Source organism: Mesorhizobium sp. BR115XR7A (genome assembly GCF_020165315.1).
Taxonomy (GTDB): Bacteria; Pseudomonadota; Alphaproteobacteria; order Rhizobiales; family Rhizobiaceae; genus Mesorhizobium; species Mesorhizobium australicum.
The window spans coordinates 1-13,735 of sequence record NZ_JAIUHW010000009.1; the positions used below are offsets into that span (position 1 = coordinate 1).

Below are 13,735 nucleotides of genomic sequence, written 5' to 3' on the forward strand. Positions count from 1 at the left end.
GGGTGTGGAAGAGCGGCAACGCTTGAAGCTTACCGGTACTAATAGTTCGATCGGCTTGATCGTTCTCATTCCTAATACCCATTTGATGAAGTCAAATGGTCTGACCAGCGCTCACGCATGAGCGGCCCTTACGGGCCTATGCTCCGCGAGGGCGCCGGACGACCGGCGACGCGCAGTCGCGCTTGCGGGCTTTGCCCGGAAGCAAACTGCAAAGCATCGCCTTGGCGCGGAAAGACGGGCAACGGCACGGCCGGATGGCGAGCAGGTATCCCCTACTCACCATTCCCTACTGCTTAATCCCTAACCCAGCTTCTCGAATAACGTGCGTTTTGCCGACCTGGTGGTTATGGCGGAGCGGCTGCACCCGATCCCATTCCGAACTCGGCCGTGAAACGCTCCAGCGCTGATGGTACTTCGTCTCAAGACGCGGGAGAGTAGGTCGCTGCCAGGTCTGCAAAACGCACGTTCAAACTCTCATCCAATCGGATGACCGTGAAATCTTCTCTGCACGTCGTTCGATGCATGTCGTTGCCCCAAAACCGCTAACACTTTTGGGCGACACGCATAAAGGCCCGCCAAGGGATCCCGGGCCGCTCTAAGCGGCCCTTTCATTTGGTGGAGACAGAATACCGCAATCGCCAAGTAAAACGGCGATCGCAAATACCGCAATCGCCACAAGGCGATCATGGTGGTGACGCGGGGTGGAGCAGCCCGGTAGCTCGTCAGGCTCATAACCTGAAGGTCACAGGTTCAAATCCTGTCCCCGCAACCAAACAAAACGGCCCGCCTGGCTCAATGCCGGCGGGCCGTTCGCGTTCCGATCTGATAATGCTGCGGATGTCTTGTTTTGGGGTGCGGCAGAACCGCTTTATGTAAGCCATTACCGACCTTCTGCCGCGGTTGCATTCACGCCACGGCACTGCCGCGCGATCGCTTTCTCTCTGCGGCGGCGAGCAGGTCCACAAACGCGCGCACCTTGGCGGGCCTGAACCTTGCCGGCGGAAAGACAGCGTGGATACCGCCGTTGGGCAAGGCCCAGTCGGCAAAGACAGGAACCAGCCGCCCCTCGGCGATGTCGTCGCTGACGCTGTAGTCGGGAAACACACCCAGCCCTATGCCGGCAAGCACGCAGGCATGGGCAGCCGGGCTCTTGTCGCATGTGATGACCGGGTTGAGTTCAGTCAGCACCTTGTCGCCATCCCTGGAAAACAGCCATTGGCCGACGCCGCGAAGCTGGGCGTTTCCGACCCAGGCCAACGACCGCGCCTGCCGCGGGCTCACGTCCTGCGGCAGGCTTGCGGCGAACGCAGGGCTTGCCACCACAATCTGCCGGATCGTGCCCAAGCGCCGCGCCTGGTTGGAGGAATCAGCAAGCCAGCCGACGCGGATGCCGAGGTCGATCTGCTCGTCGACCAGATTGCTTACCGCGTCGTCGAAGATCACCTCGACGCGCATATGCGGATAAGTTCTCAGATAGGCGGCGATGACCGGTGCAACCACCTTCGTGCCGTAGTCGAGCGGCGCCGTCAGTCTCAACATTCCAGCCGGTTCGACGGCCGCGCGCGAAATCTCGCCATAGGCGGCCTCCGCTTCCCGCAGGATTATCATCGCACGATCATAGAAGAGGCGTCCCTCTTCGGTCGGCGCGACACGCCGTGTCGTTCGTCGCATGAGTGTCGCGCCCAACTCCTCCTCGAGCTTGCCGATCTGATGGCTGACCACGGCTTTGGCGACGCCAAGCCGGTCGGCCGCCGATGTGAAGGAGCCGGTCTCCATCACGGTGGTGAAGTAGACCAGTCGATTGAGGTTCAGCAGGTCAGCCACGGCGATCGTTTTGTATGAACTGGTCAGACAATCTATATTATTGGATGATGTTTATCGCAAGATCGTTGTCTGCCACATAGGAGCAACAGATTTTGGCAATCCAGACCGCTGCACGCCGCGCCAAGGGATATCAGGCAATCATGAGCAATTCGGATGTGATTTATCTTTTCGGTCCGCTCTGCGGCTGGTGCTACGGCGCCGCCCCGATGCTGGATAAATTGGCTGCCAGCGGCGTGCGCGTCGAATTGCTGCCGACTGGTCTGTTTTCGGGAGCGGGCGCGAGGCCCATGGATGAAGGTTTTGCCGCTCACGCCTGGGCGAACGACCAGCGTATCGAGCGTCTGACCGGACAAGCGTTCACGCAGCCCTATCAGCACAATGTCCTCGGCATCCGTGGCACCTTGCTGGACTCGCATGCCGCGACCCTCGCCATCAGCGCCGCCGGCCTGGAAGACCCGAGCCGCCGGTTGACCGCGCTCAAGGCAATCCAACGTGCGCGCTATGTCGACGGTCGCGATATCGTAACTGTGGAAGGCGTGGCTGCCGTGCTCGCCGGCGCTGGCATGATGGATGCCGCCGCGATCCTGAAGAGCCCGACCGAAACCTTGCTGACGGCGCACCTCGACCTGGTCAATCGTGGCCGCGCGCTGTTCCAGCGCTTGCATGCCAACGGCGTGCCTTCGCTGGCGGTCATCCGCAACGAAGCGCCTCGGCTCATCGGTTCGAACGCGCTGTTCGGCAGCTTTGACAATCTTGTCGCCCATATAGCGGCGGCGTGACCCCCAACTGACCTCCAACAAGGACTGGAAAAGAACATGGCAAACGTCGCTCTCATCGGTGCATCCGGCGCTGTCGGCTCGCGCATACTCAAGGAACTCTCCGATCGTGGCCACACGGTCACCGGTATCGCCCGCAGCCCTGAAAAAATTGCCGCGCTGCCCGGCGTGACCGCCAAGAAGGGCGATGTCTTCGATAAGGAAGGCCTTGCCGAGTTGATCCGCGACCATGATGCGGTGATCAGTGCGGTGCATTTCATGGATAGCGACCCCGACACGCTGATCGCCGCGGTGCGTGCCTCGGGCGTGAAGCGCTATCTGGTCGTGGGCGGCGCGGGCAGTCTCGAAGTCGCGCCCGGCAAGCGTCTGGTCGATACAGCCGAATTTCCTGCGATCTACAAGGCCGAGGCACAGAAGGGTGCCGACTTCCTGGACAAATTGAAGACAGTCAGCGACGTCGACTGGACGTTCCTGTCGCCGTCCGCGATGTTCGTCTCAGGTGAGCGCACCGGCAAGTTCCGCGTCGGCAAGGACACGCTTCTCGCCTCGGATAAGGGTAGCAGCATCTCGTTCGAGGACTATGCCATCGCCATGGTCGACGAAATCGAGAAGCCGACGCATGTCAGGCAGCGCTTCACCGTCGGTTATTGATTGAAAGGACCCACGCGTCGCCGGCCAGGGTCGCGCGGAGCCATGCGGCGATGGCCTCGAAGTCGATCGGCTGCGTCGTATCGACGTCGAACAGCGGCCCGCGCCGCAGCGGTTCGGCGCGCTTGGCCAGCTCGATCAATTCGGGGATATAGGCAGCGCCGGGATGACCCGGGAGGCGCTGACCTAGCCGGGCGCCGTAGCGTTCGGCCAGAACTTCGCCCGGCGCGTGGCACCAGATTTCGACCGTATGTTCGACGCCGGCGTCGCGCAGATGATCCTCGAGCACTTGCCGCGGCTGGAAGCCGAACCAGGCATCGACGATGAAGGTGCTGCCGGCAGGGGCGTCGCCGATGAGCGACCAGATTGCCTGGTAGCTGGCGCGGCCCAGCGTGCGGTTGAATTCGCGGTCGCCGCCGCCGAGCACTTCGAGGAACGGGTTCTTGACCGTATCGAGCGCGAGCAGCGGCCATCCCATGCGGTCGGCGATGCCGCGTGACACCGTGCTCTTGCCGCTGGCCGGGATGCCGTTGACGAGCACGGCGCGTCTGGCGCGGGCGGGCTCAACGGAAAGCGATGTCGATGTCGGTGCCGAAAGCGCCTGGAGACCCGCGCCGATCACTCCGGCGTCGTCGCCAAGCTGCGCCGGCGCCACCGGGCATTGGTACCACGGCGCCAGCGCCGGCGCGTGGCCGAGCGCTCTGTGTGCCGCCCGGCCAAGACCGCCGCCAAGCAGGACGAGGTCGGGGTCGAACACGGCAACGGTGGTATCGATGGCCGCGCGCAGTGGCCTCGCCCAGGCTTCCAATATGCCTCGCGCCTGGATGTCGCCGGCGGCGTCGCGGGCAAAGAATTGGTCGACCGAAACCTCGGGACCAAAGCCAGCCCGCCCTATGTGACGGCCGAGCGCCGTGCCCGAACTGGTGGTTTCGACACAGCCGCGCCGCCCGCAAGCGCAGAGTTCGCCGTTGACGTCGACGGTGATGTGCCCCAGTTGCCCCGCCGCTGCCCGGCCGCGCATGATCCGTCGGTTCTGGACGACGGCGCCGCCAATGCCGGTGCCGATGGTGAACATGGCGATGTTGTCGTGACCCCGGCCGGCGCCAAGCGCCATCTCGGCGGCCAGCGCCATGTTACAGTCGTTGTCGACGACGACAGGCTTGCCGGTCATGCTTTCCAGCCGCTGCGCGAGCGCGACCGAAGCGAGGTTGACATAGCCGCCCGACAGGACCGCGCCGCGCCGTACGTCGACGCGGCCGGGGACGCCGACGCCGATGGCCGCCACATCAGGCGTATCGAGAAGGCACACCATGTCGGCGATGCGGCCAAGCACCAGCTCCGCGTCGGGCGCGCTCTTTTCGGAAAGGCGTTCGAGGATTTCACCGGTGCCCGAGATGCGGGCGGCACGCAAATTGGTGCCGCCGATATCGATCCCTATGGCCATCGACTTTTGTGGCATGACGTCCTGCACGTGCCGGCGCTCAAAGGTGGATATCAAGCGGCAGCCTTCCGCCGATAGTGCCCGATCACCGCCTGGATCTCTCGCAGCCGCGGCACCGCGATGGTCTTAAGCCTTTCGCGCTGAATGTCACGATCGAGCGAGATGCAGTCCTTCCACAGCGATCGGCCGGCGATGACGCCGGAGGCGCCATTTTGCATGGCGATCTCGACCTGGCCAAGGAAAGTGGTGTGGTTGACGCCGGCCGAAAGTACGGCCCACGGCACTTCGCCGGCCATTTCAGTGATGTTGGCGCAGGCTTCCGGCGTTCCAGGGTAGGGAAGCTTCAGCACCTTCGCGCCGCATTCCAGCGAAATCCTCGTACCCTCCTCGACCAGCCAGGGCGTCTTGGCCGCATAGTCCTCGGGGCTTTCCCCTTCGAGCTGATAGGTCAGGAATTCGACGACGAGCAGCAGGTCCTCTTTGCCGAAGTCGGCGATGCATTGGCGCAGGATGGCGATGTTGTGTTCGTTGGCTTCAGGCTTGTCGGCCCTGAGATACACCATGATCTTGCCGCCCGTGCCGCCGAGTTCGCGCACGCGCCGCGCATCGATGCCGGGGACCAGCCGCGACAGCCGATAGCCCTCCGGCGAAACGTCGAAACCGGACGCGTCGAGGCCGATGAGCAGCGCGGTGTCACGGTTCAGTACGCCGTCGTCGACAACTCTCGGCACCGCGCAGAGCGGGTCGAGCAGCACGCAGGACGCCGCACTTGCGAGGTAGCGCGTGATGTCGGCCTTGGTGTCGCCGAGCATGTCGTTGGTGATTCTGGCCTGGTCCTCGGGGTCCGACGCCAACAAGGTGCGCATGCCGCCGCGCTGATCGCAAGCGATGGCCACCATGGCTCCGTCCTTGCCGCATATCTGCTGGTAGCCGCGCAGTTCCGCGGTGGTCATCCTGGTCATGGTTTTCTTCTGTCCGATGTTGGCGCGCCGAGGCGCTGATCCCGTGGAAACAAATGGTCAGTTTGCCCGCCTGCCGGCAGGAAGAGTTTGCCGCCTGATACATCGCCGGCTGCTGGGATAAGCAGCCCAACCGGCGTTTGGCCTGGTATGCCTCAAGTTGCGAGTTCACCGGATTTGCGCGATAACTCGCATCGGCGTATACGTGTGTAACACGTTGCTGAAAGGAATTGCAAGCTGTCTGTTTCTTCCGCCCAGGACGCGACCGCATCGCGCACGATGCTGCACACGGTTGCCAAGTTGCACTATGTGGAGGAGATGTCGCAGGTCGACATAGCGCGGCAGCTCGGTGTCTCCACCGCGACGATTTCGCGGCTGCTGCAGCGGGCGCGGGCCGAAGGCATCGTGCGCATCGAGGTGATCGACCTGGCGACGCCGGAGGATATTACCAGGCAACTTGTCGACGGATTGAAGTTGCGGGACGCCGCCGTTGTCGAAACGCCGGCAGCGGGTGCGCTGACTGCGCTTTCCGCCCCGCTTGGCGCTTTGCTCAGGCAGGCGCAACTGGTGGCCGGCTCCGTAGTCGCCATCGGCTGGGGACGCGCCGTGCGCGAGGTCATTCGAGCCGGTCTGCCGCGCATGCCGGGCGTGCTGACTGTGGCCGCGACTGGCGGCATGCAGCAGCACGCGGCGCATTTCCAGGTCAATGAATTCGTGCGGCTCGCCGCCGAAGAGTTTGGCGGGACACCGCACTTTATCCATGCGCCCTATCTGCCGTCCAGCGAACTGCGTGACGTCTTCCTCGGAGACGCCACCATCCGCGATGCCGTCGGGCTGTGGGACAGGACCGACGTTGCCATCGTCGGCATTGGCCTGCCGCACGCCATCAACCCACCCGAGGCGAGTGCCGCCACGCCGACCGAGCAGGCGCTGGTCCATGCGGCTGGCGACGTCCTTCGCCATTATTTCGATGCGGAAGGCGCCCTGATGGCCTGGGAAGGGGAGAGCCGGATGATCGCCATGTCGCCGGCGCAGCTTCGCGCCGTGCCCCTGGTGATCGGCGTCGCAGCCTCGCCGGAGAAGGCGACGGCAATCATCGGCGCCGTTCGTTCCGGGCTCATCAACACGCTGGTGACGGATACCAAGACGGCTCAGGCCATCCTCGCGGTTCTTGCAACGCGATAGCGGCAGATATGCGGACTGATGCGGCGCTGTCGGTGCGGAGAGAAGCCGCTGCGAAATCGATTGTGTCGCCGGGGAGTCGGGACGATAGTTCGCCAGGGCTCGGAGGAGCAGTCAGATGGCGTCTGGAAAAGCCGGCGTTGCGGTCGCGGAAAAACCGAGTTGCAATTTATTTCTGCAAAGTGTTACAAAATGCGGACCCATCGTGCAGGCATGTCGGCGCGATGGTTCCCGGACCTCGCGGGCGAGGAAAGTGAGCACGGGATCGTGCTGGTCGGTTCGACCGGCTGATATTTAGACGGAGGGCGCTTGGGAGGAGCTGCCCGCGAAAGGCAAACAGGCGTTCCCGGCCGTCGGCATCCTGCCTCTGAGCGGATAACGGCCATTCCAATGTCACCGAAAACGGCAGAACTGCCAACAATGAGGAGGATGTCATGAAGAAGATCGTTGCCGCGCTCGCGGCGCTTGCCGTCAGCGCAACGGTGCTGATGGCGCCCGCGCAGGCGCAGGACAAAAAATACACCATTGCGCTCATTCCGGGCCTCACCACCGACGGCTTTTACATCACCATGCGCAAGGGTGCCCAAGCGGCCGCCGACGCGCTCGGCGTGAACCTAGTCTTCCAGGGCGCTCCGGACTTCAACCCGGTCACCCAGGTGCCGGTGCTCGACGCGGTCATCGCCAAGAAGCCGGATGCGATCCTGATCGCGCCGACCGACAAGGTCCAGCTGGTCGAGCCGCTGCGCAAGGCCAACGACGCCGGCATTCCGGTCATAACAGTCGATACTTTCATCGGCAGCGGCGTCTACCAGACGGGTGCTGGCGATGCCGATTTCCCGCTGGCCTACATTGCTTCTGACAATGTTCTGGGCGGCGAGATCGCCGCGCGTGCGCTTGCCACCGCCGTCGGCGACAAGGGCAAGGTCTATGTGTCGAACGTCAAGCCCGGCATCTCGACCACCGACCAGCGCGAAGAAGGCTTCAAGAAGGAGATGGCCAAGCATACGGGCATCACCGTGCTGGAGACCCAATTCAATGACGACGACGCCAACAAGGCGGCCTCGCAGCTGCAGGCCGTCTTCGCGCGCAATCCCGATCTGGTCGGCGTGTTCGGCGCCAATCTGTTCTCCGCGCTGGGTGCGGCCAACGGCGTCAAGCAGGCCGGGCAGAGCGGCACCGTCAAGGTCGTTGCCTTCGATGCACCGACCAGCATCGTCGACAACATCAACACCGGCCTGGTGGACGTGGCGATCGCCCAGCATCCCGCCGAGATCGGCTACTTCGGCGTCGTCTCGGCCTATGCCCACCTGACCGGCCATTCCATCCCGGTCACGATCGGCACCGGCTTCACGATCATGGACAAGTCCAACATCGCCGACCCGAACATCTCGAAGTACCTCTACTCCGAGTAGGTCAAGACGAGCTTGGCTCCTCCCGGTCCGCCGGGGGGAGCTCGTGCCGGGTTCCCAAAGGCGGGGCCTGTTTGAACGCAGCCGCGCCGCGGAGTATTCATGACCTCGACATCACCAGCCCAGCCGGCCGAGAAGCATGTCGCCCCCCAGGCCGATCATGGCGATCCGGCCAGGACCCTGATCGGACGCATCGCCGAAGGGCGCGCCTGGTTGTTCCTCGCCGGTCTGATCATCTGTTTCGAGGTATGGTCGAGGTTCGCCTTCGGCGCGACGTTCGTGCTCAACCCGTTCAACCTGCAATCCATCGCAATCTTTGCCATAGCGCCGCTGCTGCTTGCGACCGGACAGACCTTCGTCATCATTTCGGGCGGCATCGATCTGTCGCTGGGGTTCATCATGGGGCTTGCCGCCGTCGTTGCCGCGCATGCCACCAATATGGCGGGCGCCGCCATTCCCTTGCCGCTGGCCATGCTGGCGGGCATCCTCGCCGCGGTGATCGTCGCCGGCTTGCCCGGCATCATCAACGGCCTGCTCATCTCGCGCCTCAGGGTGCCGCCGTTCATCGGCACGCTCGGCATGTTCGGCGTCGCGCGCGGCGTTGCCTTCCTGCTTGCCGGCGGCACGACGGTGCCGGTTCAGAATTCCTGGTTCGCGCTGCTCGGCAATGGCAAGTTCTACGGCGTGCCCTATCTGGTCATGATCGCTGCCGTGTTCGTCATCGTGATGCATTATCTGCTTAGCCAGACACGGTTCGGCCAGCACAATTATGCCATCGGCGCCAATGTGCAGGCGGCGCGGCGCGCCGGCATCGATATCAGGGGCCATATATTGCGGCTCTATGTGCTGTCGGCGATGTGCGCCGGCCTTGGCGGGGCGCTCTACGCGGCGCGCTTCACGGCCGGTGCGGCACAAGCCGGCGAGCCGCTGCTGCTCGACAGCGTCGCGGCGGTCGTCATCGGTGGCGCCAGCCTGTTCGGTGGCTCCGGCACCATCCTGGGCACGGTCGCCGGCGCGCTGGTGATCGCGGTCATCCAGTACGGGCTGGTCTTCGTCAATGTCGAGCCGTTCTGGCAGTTCATCGCCGTCGGCGTCGTCATCATCATTTCCGTGCTCATAGACCAGGCGCAGCGCCGGTTCAGTGGAGGCCGCCAGGATGAATAGCACCGACCAGAACACCCCCTTGCTCGAGGTCCGCAACCTGTCCAAGCATTTCGGCGCCGTGCGCGCGCTCAACGATTTCTCCATGGCCGTGCGGCCGGGCGAAGTGGTGGCGCTGGCCGGCGACAATGGTGCCGGCAAGACGACGCTGATCAAGGCGATCTCGGGCGTGTTCCAGCCGACAGGCGGCGAAATCCTGCTCAGGGGCCAGCCGGTGGCATTCGCGACGCCGCAAGAGGCGCGCGAAAAAGGCATCGAGACGATCTACCAGGATCTGGCTCTCGCCGACAATCTGTCGATCGGTGCCAACATTTTCCTTGGCCGCGAACCGATGCGCAAGGCGTTCGGCTTCCTGCCGGTGCTCGACCGCAAGGCCATGGCCGAGGCGGCCAGGGAGACGATGAAGCGGCTGGATTTCCACGTCAGCCGGATGAACGCCCCGGTCAGCAATTTCTCCGGCGGCCAACGCCAAGCCGTCGCCATCGGCCGCGCTGTCTACTGGGATGCGCAGATCCTCATCATGGACGAACCGACCGCGGCGCTTGGCGTGCCGGAACAGCGCAAGGTGATCTCGCTCATCCACCAGCTCAAGGCGCAAGGACGCGGCGTGATCTTCATCTCGCACAATCTGCAGGATATCTTCGCGGTCTCGGACCGCATCGTCGTGCTGCGCCGCGGCGTCCAGGCCGGCGAGCGCAAGATTTCCGAGACCAACCATGACGAGGTCGTCAGGTTGATGGTTGGAGGGTAGGCCGTCCTGTCGGTGTGATCTTGTTCGAAGAGCGGATCATGGTCTGTTTCTGTTCAATCTGGGCGCAGCCGCCACCAGTGCCTTGCCGATGGCCGATCGCGGCGCGTCGATGACGGTTCGGGCATCGCCGCTCTCGGCAATCCGCCCGGCATCGAGAAGGATGACGCGGTGGGCGACCGCCCGGACGACGCCAAGATCATGCGAAATGAAGAGATAGGCGATCCGTTCCTCGCGCTGCAGGTCCAGCAGGAGATCGAGGATCTGGCCGCGCACCGAGACATCGAGCGCCGACACCGCTTCGTCAAGCACGATCAGCGACGGCTTGGTGGCGATGGCGCGGGCAATCGCCACACGCTGCCGCTGACCGCCGGAGATTTCATGGATTGCGCGGGGCGCGAGATCGGCCGCCAGGCCGACCCGCTCCAGCAAGGCGGCGATGCGGCGCGGGCGCTCCGTGCGCGGGGCGACGCCATGAATGCGCAAGGGGTCATCGAGGACGCGCGCCACCGTGGCGCGCGGGTTGAAGGCGGCCAGCGAATCCTGGAACACCATTTGCAGGCGCGCGCGACGGGCTCGAAGTGCCGAGCCGCCCAGAGCCAGGAAATCATCGCCTTCGAATTCAATGCGTCCGCCATCCGGCTCGATCAGGCGCAGCACCAACCGCGCGATGGTCGACTTGCCGCTGCCGGAAGGGCCTGCCAGCGCCAGCGTTTCGCCGGGCTCGATATGAAAGGAGACATCGCTCACCGCAGCAAGGGTCTTGCCGCCGCGACTGTAGCGTTTGGTGAGATTGGACACTGTCAGCAGGCTCATGCATTCAGCCTGCTTCGGTGCAGCAGCGGCTCGGCGTCGAGGTCGATATGGGCGTCGAGCAGCGCGCGGGTATAGGCTTGCGTCGGGGCTTCGACAATCTGCTCGGTCTTGCCAAACTCCACCAACTGGCCGTGGCGGAACACGGCGATGCGTTCGGCAAGCTCGGCGGCGAGCGCAATGTCATGGCTGATGAACAGCAGCGTCATGCCGTCCTCGGCCACGAGCCGTCGAATCAAAGCGACGATCTCGGCCTGCACGATGGTGTCGAGCGCGCTGGTCGCCTCGTCGGCGATCAGCAGTTTGGGTCCGGCGGCAATCGCGGCGGCAATCGCCACGCGCTGCTTCTGGCCGCCGGAAAGCTGATGCGGGAAGGCACGCAGGGCGGAGTCGGGGTCGGGCAAGCGGACGCGTTCGAGGAGGGTTTTGGCTTTGGCATATGCCTGGGCCCATGTGAGGCCGAGATGCGTGCGCGCGACTTCGGCGATTTGTTTGCCGACCGCCATTACCGGATCGAGGCTTGCGGACGGATCCTGGAAGACGAAGCCGATGTCGCGGCCGCCAAGGGAGGCTTGATTGTGACGGTTGAGAGATAGGCGATCCTTCCCACCCCCCTCTATCCTGCCGGAGGGGGGTGCCTTGGCCCCCAACGTTGGCGGTGATCGCATGAACCAGTCGATACTCCCCTCAATCCTGGCGCTCGCCGGCAACAATCCCGCGATCGCCAGCGCCAGCGTGCTCTTGCCCGAACCGCTTTCACCGATGATGGCCAGCCGTTCGCCTGGCTGGATATCGAGAATAATATTCTTCAGCGCGGCGACCTCGCTGCCATCACGGCGGTAGGTCACCGTCAGATCTCGGATCGACGCCAGTACTGTCACGACAGGCCCCTCCGCACGGCCGTCGTCTCGACGATGCCTTCGCCGGCGAGATAGACGCCGAGCACCGTCAGCACCAGCGCAATGCCCGGGATGATCGAGAGGAACGGCGCGGTGCGCAAGACAGCGCGACCTTCCGCGATCATGCCGCCCCAGGTGACCCGGTTGGGATCGCCAAGACCAAGGAAAGACAGGGCTGCTTCGGTCAGGATCGCGGCGGCGACGATCACCGATGACATCGCCAAGATCGGCGGCAAGGCATTGGGCAGCACCTCGCGAAAGGCGATTTCCAGGGGATGCATGCCAATGACGCGGGCACTGGCGACATAGTCGCGTTCGCGAATGGAGAGGACTTCCGCGCGGGCGACCCGCGCCGGTCCTGTCCAGGTGCCGAGCGTTATTGCAACGACGACGACGCCGAGCGAGGTCCCAACCACGCTGACGAAGGCCAGCGCCAGCAGGAAGCCCGGCACGGTCTGGAAAGCATCGGTGACGCGCATCAGCACCTCGTCGATCAGGCCGCCGGCGAAGCCGGCCAGCGTGCCGATCACCGCGCCGACGGCGAGTGCCGCGGCCGCCGCCGCCAGACCGACGGCCAGCGACGTACGGGCGCCATGGAACAGCTCGGCCAACACGTCGCGGCCGAGCCGGTCGGTGCCGAGCGGCAGCGACCAGTCCTGGAAGGGCGGCAGCAGCGCCGCGCCGGCAATGGCTTGCGGGTCGCCGGGAAACAGCAGCGAGGCCGACAGCGCCATGGCAAAAAGCGCCGCCAGGATGATGGCACCGGCGGCCGCCTCGGGCGTGTGCAGAAAGCGGCGCAGACGGCTCATGCACCGGCCCCGCTGGCGCCGACGCGCGGGTCAAGGAACGCGTAGGCGATGTCGACGACAAGATTGATGACGATGACCAGGACGGCGCTGGTAAGAATGATGCCGAGCAGCAGCGGCGTGTCGCGCGCGGCGACCGCTTCCTGCGCCAGCCGACCAAGGCCGGGCACGGCAAAGACGCTCTCGATGACGACACTGCCGCCCAGCATCTGCGCCGACTGCAGGCCGAGCATGGTGACCAGCGGCAGCAGCGCATTTCGGGCGACATGAGCAAGCACGATGCGGCGGCGCGACAACCCCCGGGCGCGGGCGGCCAGCACAAAATCCTGGCGCCAGGCCTCGGCCATGCCGGCGCGCATCATGCGCAGATAAAGCGCCAGATAGATGAAACCGAGTGCGCAAACCGGCAGCACCATATGGATGGCGATGTCGGCGCCGCGGTCGAGGCCGGTCTTGTCCGAGGCCAGCGTCTCGACGCCGCCGATCGGCAGCCAGCGCAGGTCGACGGCGAAGATCACGATCAGCACCAGGCCGAGCCAGAAGCCGGGCACCGCGTAGAGAGCCAGCGAGGCGACGGAGAGAAAACGGTCGCGGAAGCTGCCTGGCCTGGCCCCGGCATAGATGCCGAGCACCGAGCCGAGGCCAAAGGAGAGCGCGGTGGCGCTGACCATCAGGATGAGCGTGGTCGGCAGGCGCTCGAGGATGACGTCCCGGGTCGGCCGGGAAAAAGTGACAGACTGGCCGAGATCGAGATGCAGCAGTGCCCAGAGGTAGTTGGCGAGCCGCGTCAGCTCCGACTGGTCGAGACCCCAGCGGTGGCGCAACAGCTCGATCATGCCGGCGTCGCCGCCGGTCGAGACGATGTAGGCGTCGACCGCATCGCCGGGCGCTGCTTCGAGCAAAAGGAAAGTGCCGATGACGACGATCAAAAGCACGAAGATGCTGCCGACGAGGCGACGGCGCAGGAGGACGAGGGCGCGATTCATGCGGACCTCGAATGCGCGATAAGGGACATAACGAAATGTCGAGCCCAGGCGCGCCCCTCTGTCCTGCCGGACATCTCCCCCTC

The 13,735-nt window shown here is 64.5% G+C and carries 13 protein-coding genes, 1 tRNA gene and 1 rRNA gene; 8 read left to right on the top strand and 7 right to left on the bottom strand.

All coding sequences use genetic code 11. The annotated features are described in order from the left end of the window. Nucleotides 1–336: 336 nt before the first annotated feature. Nucleotides 337–451 (top strand): 5S ribosomal RNA (gene rrf, locus LB557_RS19355). A gap of 244 nt (nt 452–695) precedes the next feature. Next, nucleotides 696–772, top strand: a tRNA-Met gene (locus LB557_RS19360). Nucleotides 773–906: 134 nt separating this feature from the next. Here LB557_RS19360 and LB557_RS19365 read toward each other — a convergent pair. Then, nucleotides 907–1,824 carry a LysR family transcriptional regulator gene (locus LB557_RS19365; RefSeq protein ID WP_140787790.1) on the bottom strand — a complete coding sequence of 306 codons (918 nt, stop codon included), beginning with the start codon at nt 1,822–1,824 and terminating at the stop codon, nt 907–909. Between the two features lie 140 nt (nt 1,825–1,964). Here LB557_RS19365 and LB557_RS19370 point away from each other — a divergent pair, with 140 nt between their 5' ends. Then, nucleotides 1,965–2,603 (top strand): DsbA family protein, encoded by a 639-nt coding sequence (locus tag LB557_RS19370; protein ID WP_224644134.1) that lies wholly within the window; start codon nt 1,965–1,967, stop codon nt 2,601–2,603. A gap of 36 nt (nt 2,604–2,639) precedes the next feature. Next, complete coding sequence (locus tag LB557_RS19375) at nt 2,640–3,251, top strand: NAD(P)-dependent oxidoreductase (protein ID WP_224644133.1); 612 nt, start codon at nt 2,640–2,642, stop codon at nt 3,249–3,251. On the opposite strand, the gene LB557_RS19380 is transcribed toward LB557_RS19375, so the two are convergent. Continuing rightward, a complete protein-coding gene (locus LB557_RS19380) occupies nt 3,235–4,707 on the bottom strand; it encodes an ROK family protein (RefSeq protein ID WP_224644135.1) in 1,473 nt (490 codons plus the stop codon). The genes LB557_RS19375 and LB557_RS19380 overlap by 17 nt on opposite strands. 35 nt (nt 4,708–4,742) lie before the next feature. Next, nucleotides 4,743–5,651, bottom strand: a complete 909-nt coding sequence (locus tag LB557_RS19385) for a tagatose-bisphosphate aldolase (RefSeq protein WP_224529030.1) — start codon at nt 5,649–5,651, stop codon at nt 4,743–4,745. Nucleotides 5,652–5,927: 276 nt separating this feature from the next. On the opposite strand from LB557_RS19385, the gene LB557_RS19390 reads away from it, so the two are divergent. The 4 genes from LB557_RS19390 to LB557_RS19405 all read left to right on the top strand — a co-directional run bounded on the left by LB557_RS19390 (nt 5,928) and on the right by LB557_RS19405 (nt 10,151). Further along, nucleotides 5,928–6,833, top strand: coding sequence for a sugar-binding transcriptional regulator (locus LB557_RS19390; protein WP_015315617.1), 906 nt, complete (start codon nt 5,928–5,930; stop codon nt 6,831–6,833). A 431-nt stretch (nt 6,834–7,264) separates the two neighbouring features. After that, entirely contained in the window at nt 7,265–8,242 is a 978-nt protein-coding gene (locus LB557_RS19395) for an ABC transporter substrate-binding protein (RefSeq protein WP_015315618.1), read from the top strand. A gap of 99 nt (nt 8,243–8,341) precedes the next feature. Further along, a complete protein-coding gene (locus LB557_RS19400; RefSeq protein ID WP_140618992.1) occupies nt 8,342–9,403 on the top strand; it encodes an ABC transporter permease subunit in 1,062 nt (353 codons plus the stop codon). Further along, the gene (locus LB557_RS19405) at nt 9,396–10,151 is read left to right on the top strand and encodes an ATP-binding cassette domain-containing protein (RefSeq protein WP_140618990.1); all 756 of its coding nucleotides are present in this window, start codon (nt 9,396–9,398) and stop codon (nt 10,149–10,151) included. Before LB557_RS19400 ends, LB557_RS19405 begins: the two co-directional genes overlap by 8 nt. Nucleotides 10,152–10,187: 36 nt before the next feature. Here the strand turns inward: LB557_RS19405 and LB557_RS19410 are convergent, their stop codons facing one another. From LB557_RS19410 to LB557_RS19425, 4 genes are read right to left on the bottom strand one after another with little or no spacing between them, the layout of a single operon-like run. Then, nucleotides 10,188–10,964 (bottom strand): ATP-binding cassette domain-containing protein, encoded by a 777-nt coding sequence (locus LB557_RS19410; protein WP_224644131.1) that lies wholly within the window; start codon nt 10,962–10,964, stop codon nt 10,188–10,190. Continuing rightward, nucleotides 10,961–11,842, bottom strand: a complete 882-nt coding sequence (locus LB557_RS19415; protein WP_224644130.1) for an ABC transporter ATP-binding protein — start codon at nt 11,840–11,842, stop codon at nt 10,961–10,963. Before LB557_RS19415 ends, LB557_RS19410 begins: the two co-directional genes overlap by 4 nt. Next, nucleotides 11,839–12,669 carry an ABC transporter permease gene (locus LB557_RS19420; RefSeq protein WP_224644129.1) on the bottom strand — a complete coding sequence of 277 codons (831 nt, stop codon included), beginning with the start codon at nt 12,667–12,669 and terminating at the stop codon, nt 11,839–11,841. Before LB557_RS19420 ends, LB557_RS19415 begins: the two co-directional genes overlap by 4 nt. Next, the gene (locus LB557_RS19425; RefSeq protein WP_224644128.1) at nt 12,666–13,652 is read right to left on the bottom strand and encodes an ABC transporter permease; all 987 of its coding nucleotides are present in this window, start codon (nt 13,650–13,652) and stop codon (nt 12,666–12,668) included. Before LB557_RS19425 ends, LB557_RS19420 begins: the two co-directional genes overlap by 4 nt. Nucleotides 13,653–13,735 lie beyond the last annotated feature (83 nt).

Bases quoted from the DNA above. Each gene is read 5' to 3' on its own strand.
- LB557_RS19370 (WP_224644134.1), top strand. From the start codon at position 1,965: ATGAGCAATTCGGATGTGATTTATCTTTTCGGTCCGCTCTGCGGCTGG.
- LB557_RS19375 (WP_224644133.1), top strand. From the start codon at position 2,640: ATGGCAAACGTCGCTCTCATCGGTGCATCCGGCGCTGTCGGCTCGCGC.
- LB557_RS19380 (WP_224644135.1), bottom strand. From the start codon at position 4,707: ATGCCACAAAAGTCGATGGCCATAGGGATCGATATCGGCGGCACCAAT.
- LB557_RS19385 (WP_224529030.1), bottom strand. From the start codon at position 5,651: ATGACCAGGATGACCACCGCGGAACTGCGCGGCTACCAGCAGATATGC.
- LB557_RS19390 (WP_015315617.1), top strand. From the start codon at position 5,928: ATGCTGCACACGGTTGCCAAGTTGCACTATGTGGAGGAGATGTCGCAG.
- LB557_RS19395 (WP_015315618.1), top strand. From the start codon at position 7,265: ATGAAGAAGATCGTTGCCGCGCTCGCGGCGCTTGCCGTCAGCGCAACG.
- LB557_RS19400 (WP_140618992.1), top strand. From the start codon at position 8,342: ATGACCTCGACATCACCAGCCCAGCCGGCCGAGAAGCATGTCGCCCCC.
- LB557_RS19405 (WP_140618990.1), top strand. From the start codon at position 9,396: ATGAATAGCACCGACCAGAACACCCCCTTGCTCGAGGTCCGCAACCTG.
- LB557_RS19410 (WP_224644131.1), bottom strand. From the start codon at position 10,964: ATGAGCCTGCTGACAGTGTCCAATCTCACCAAACGCTACAGTCGCGGC.
- LB557_RS19420 (WP_224644129.1), bottom strand. From the start codon at position 12,669: ATGAGCCGTCTGCGCCGCTTTCTGCACACGCCCGAGGCGGCCGCCGGT.
- LB557_RS19425 (WP_224644128.1), bottom strand. From the start codon at position 13,652: ATGAATCGCGCCCTCGTCCTCCTGCGCCGTCGCCTCGTCGGCAGCATC.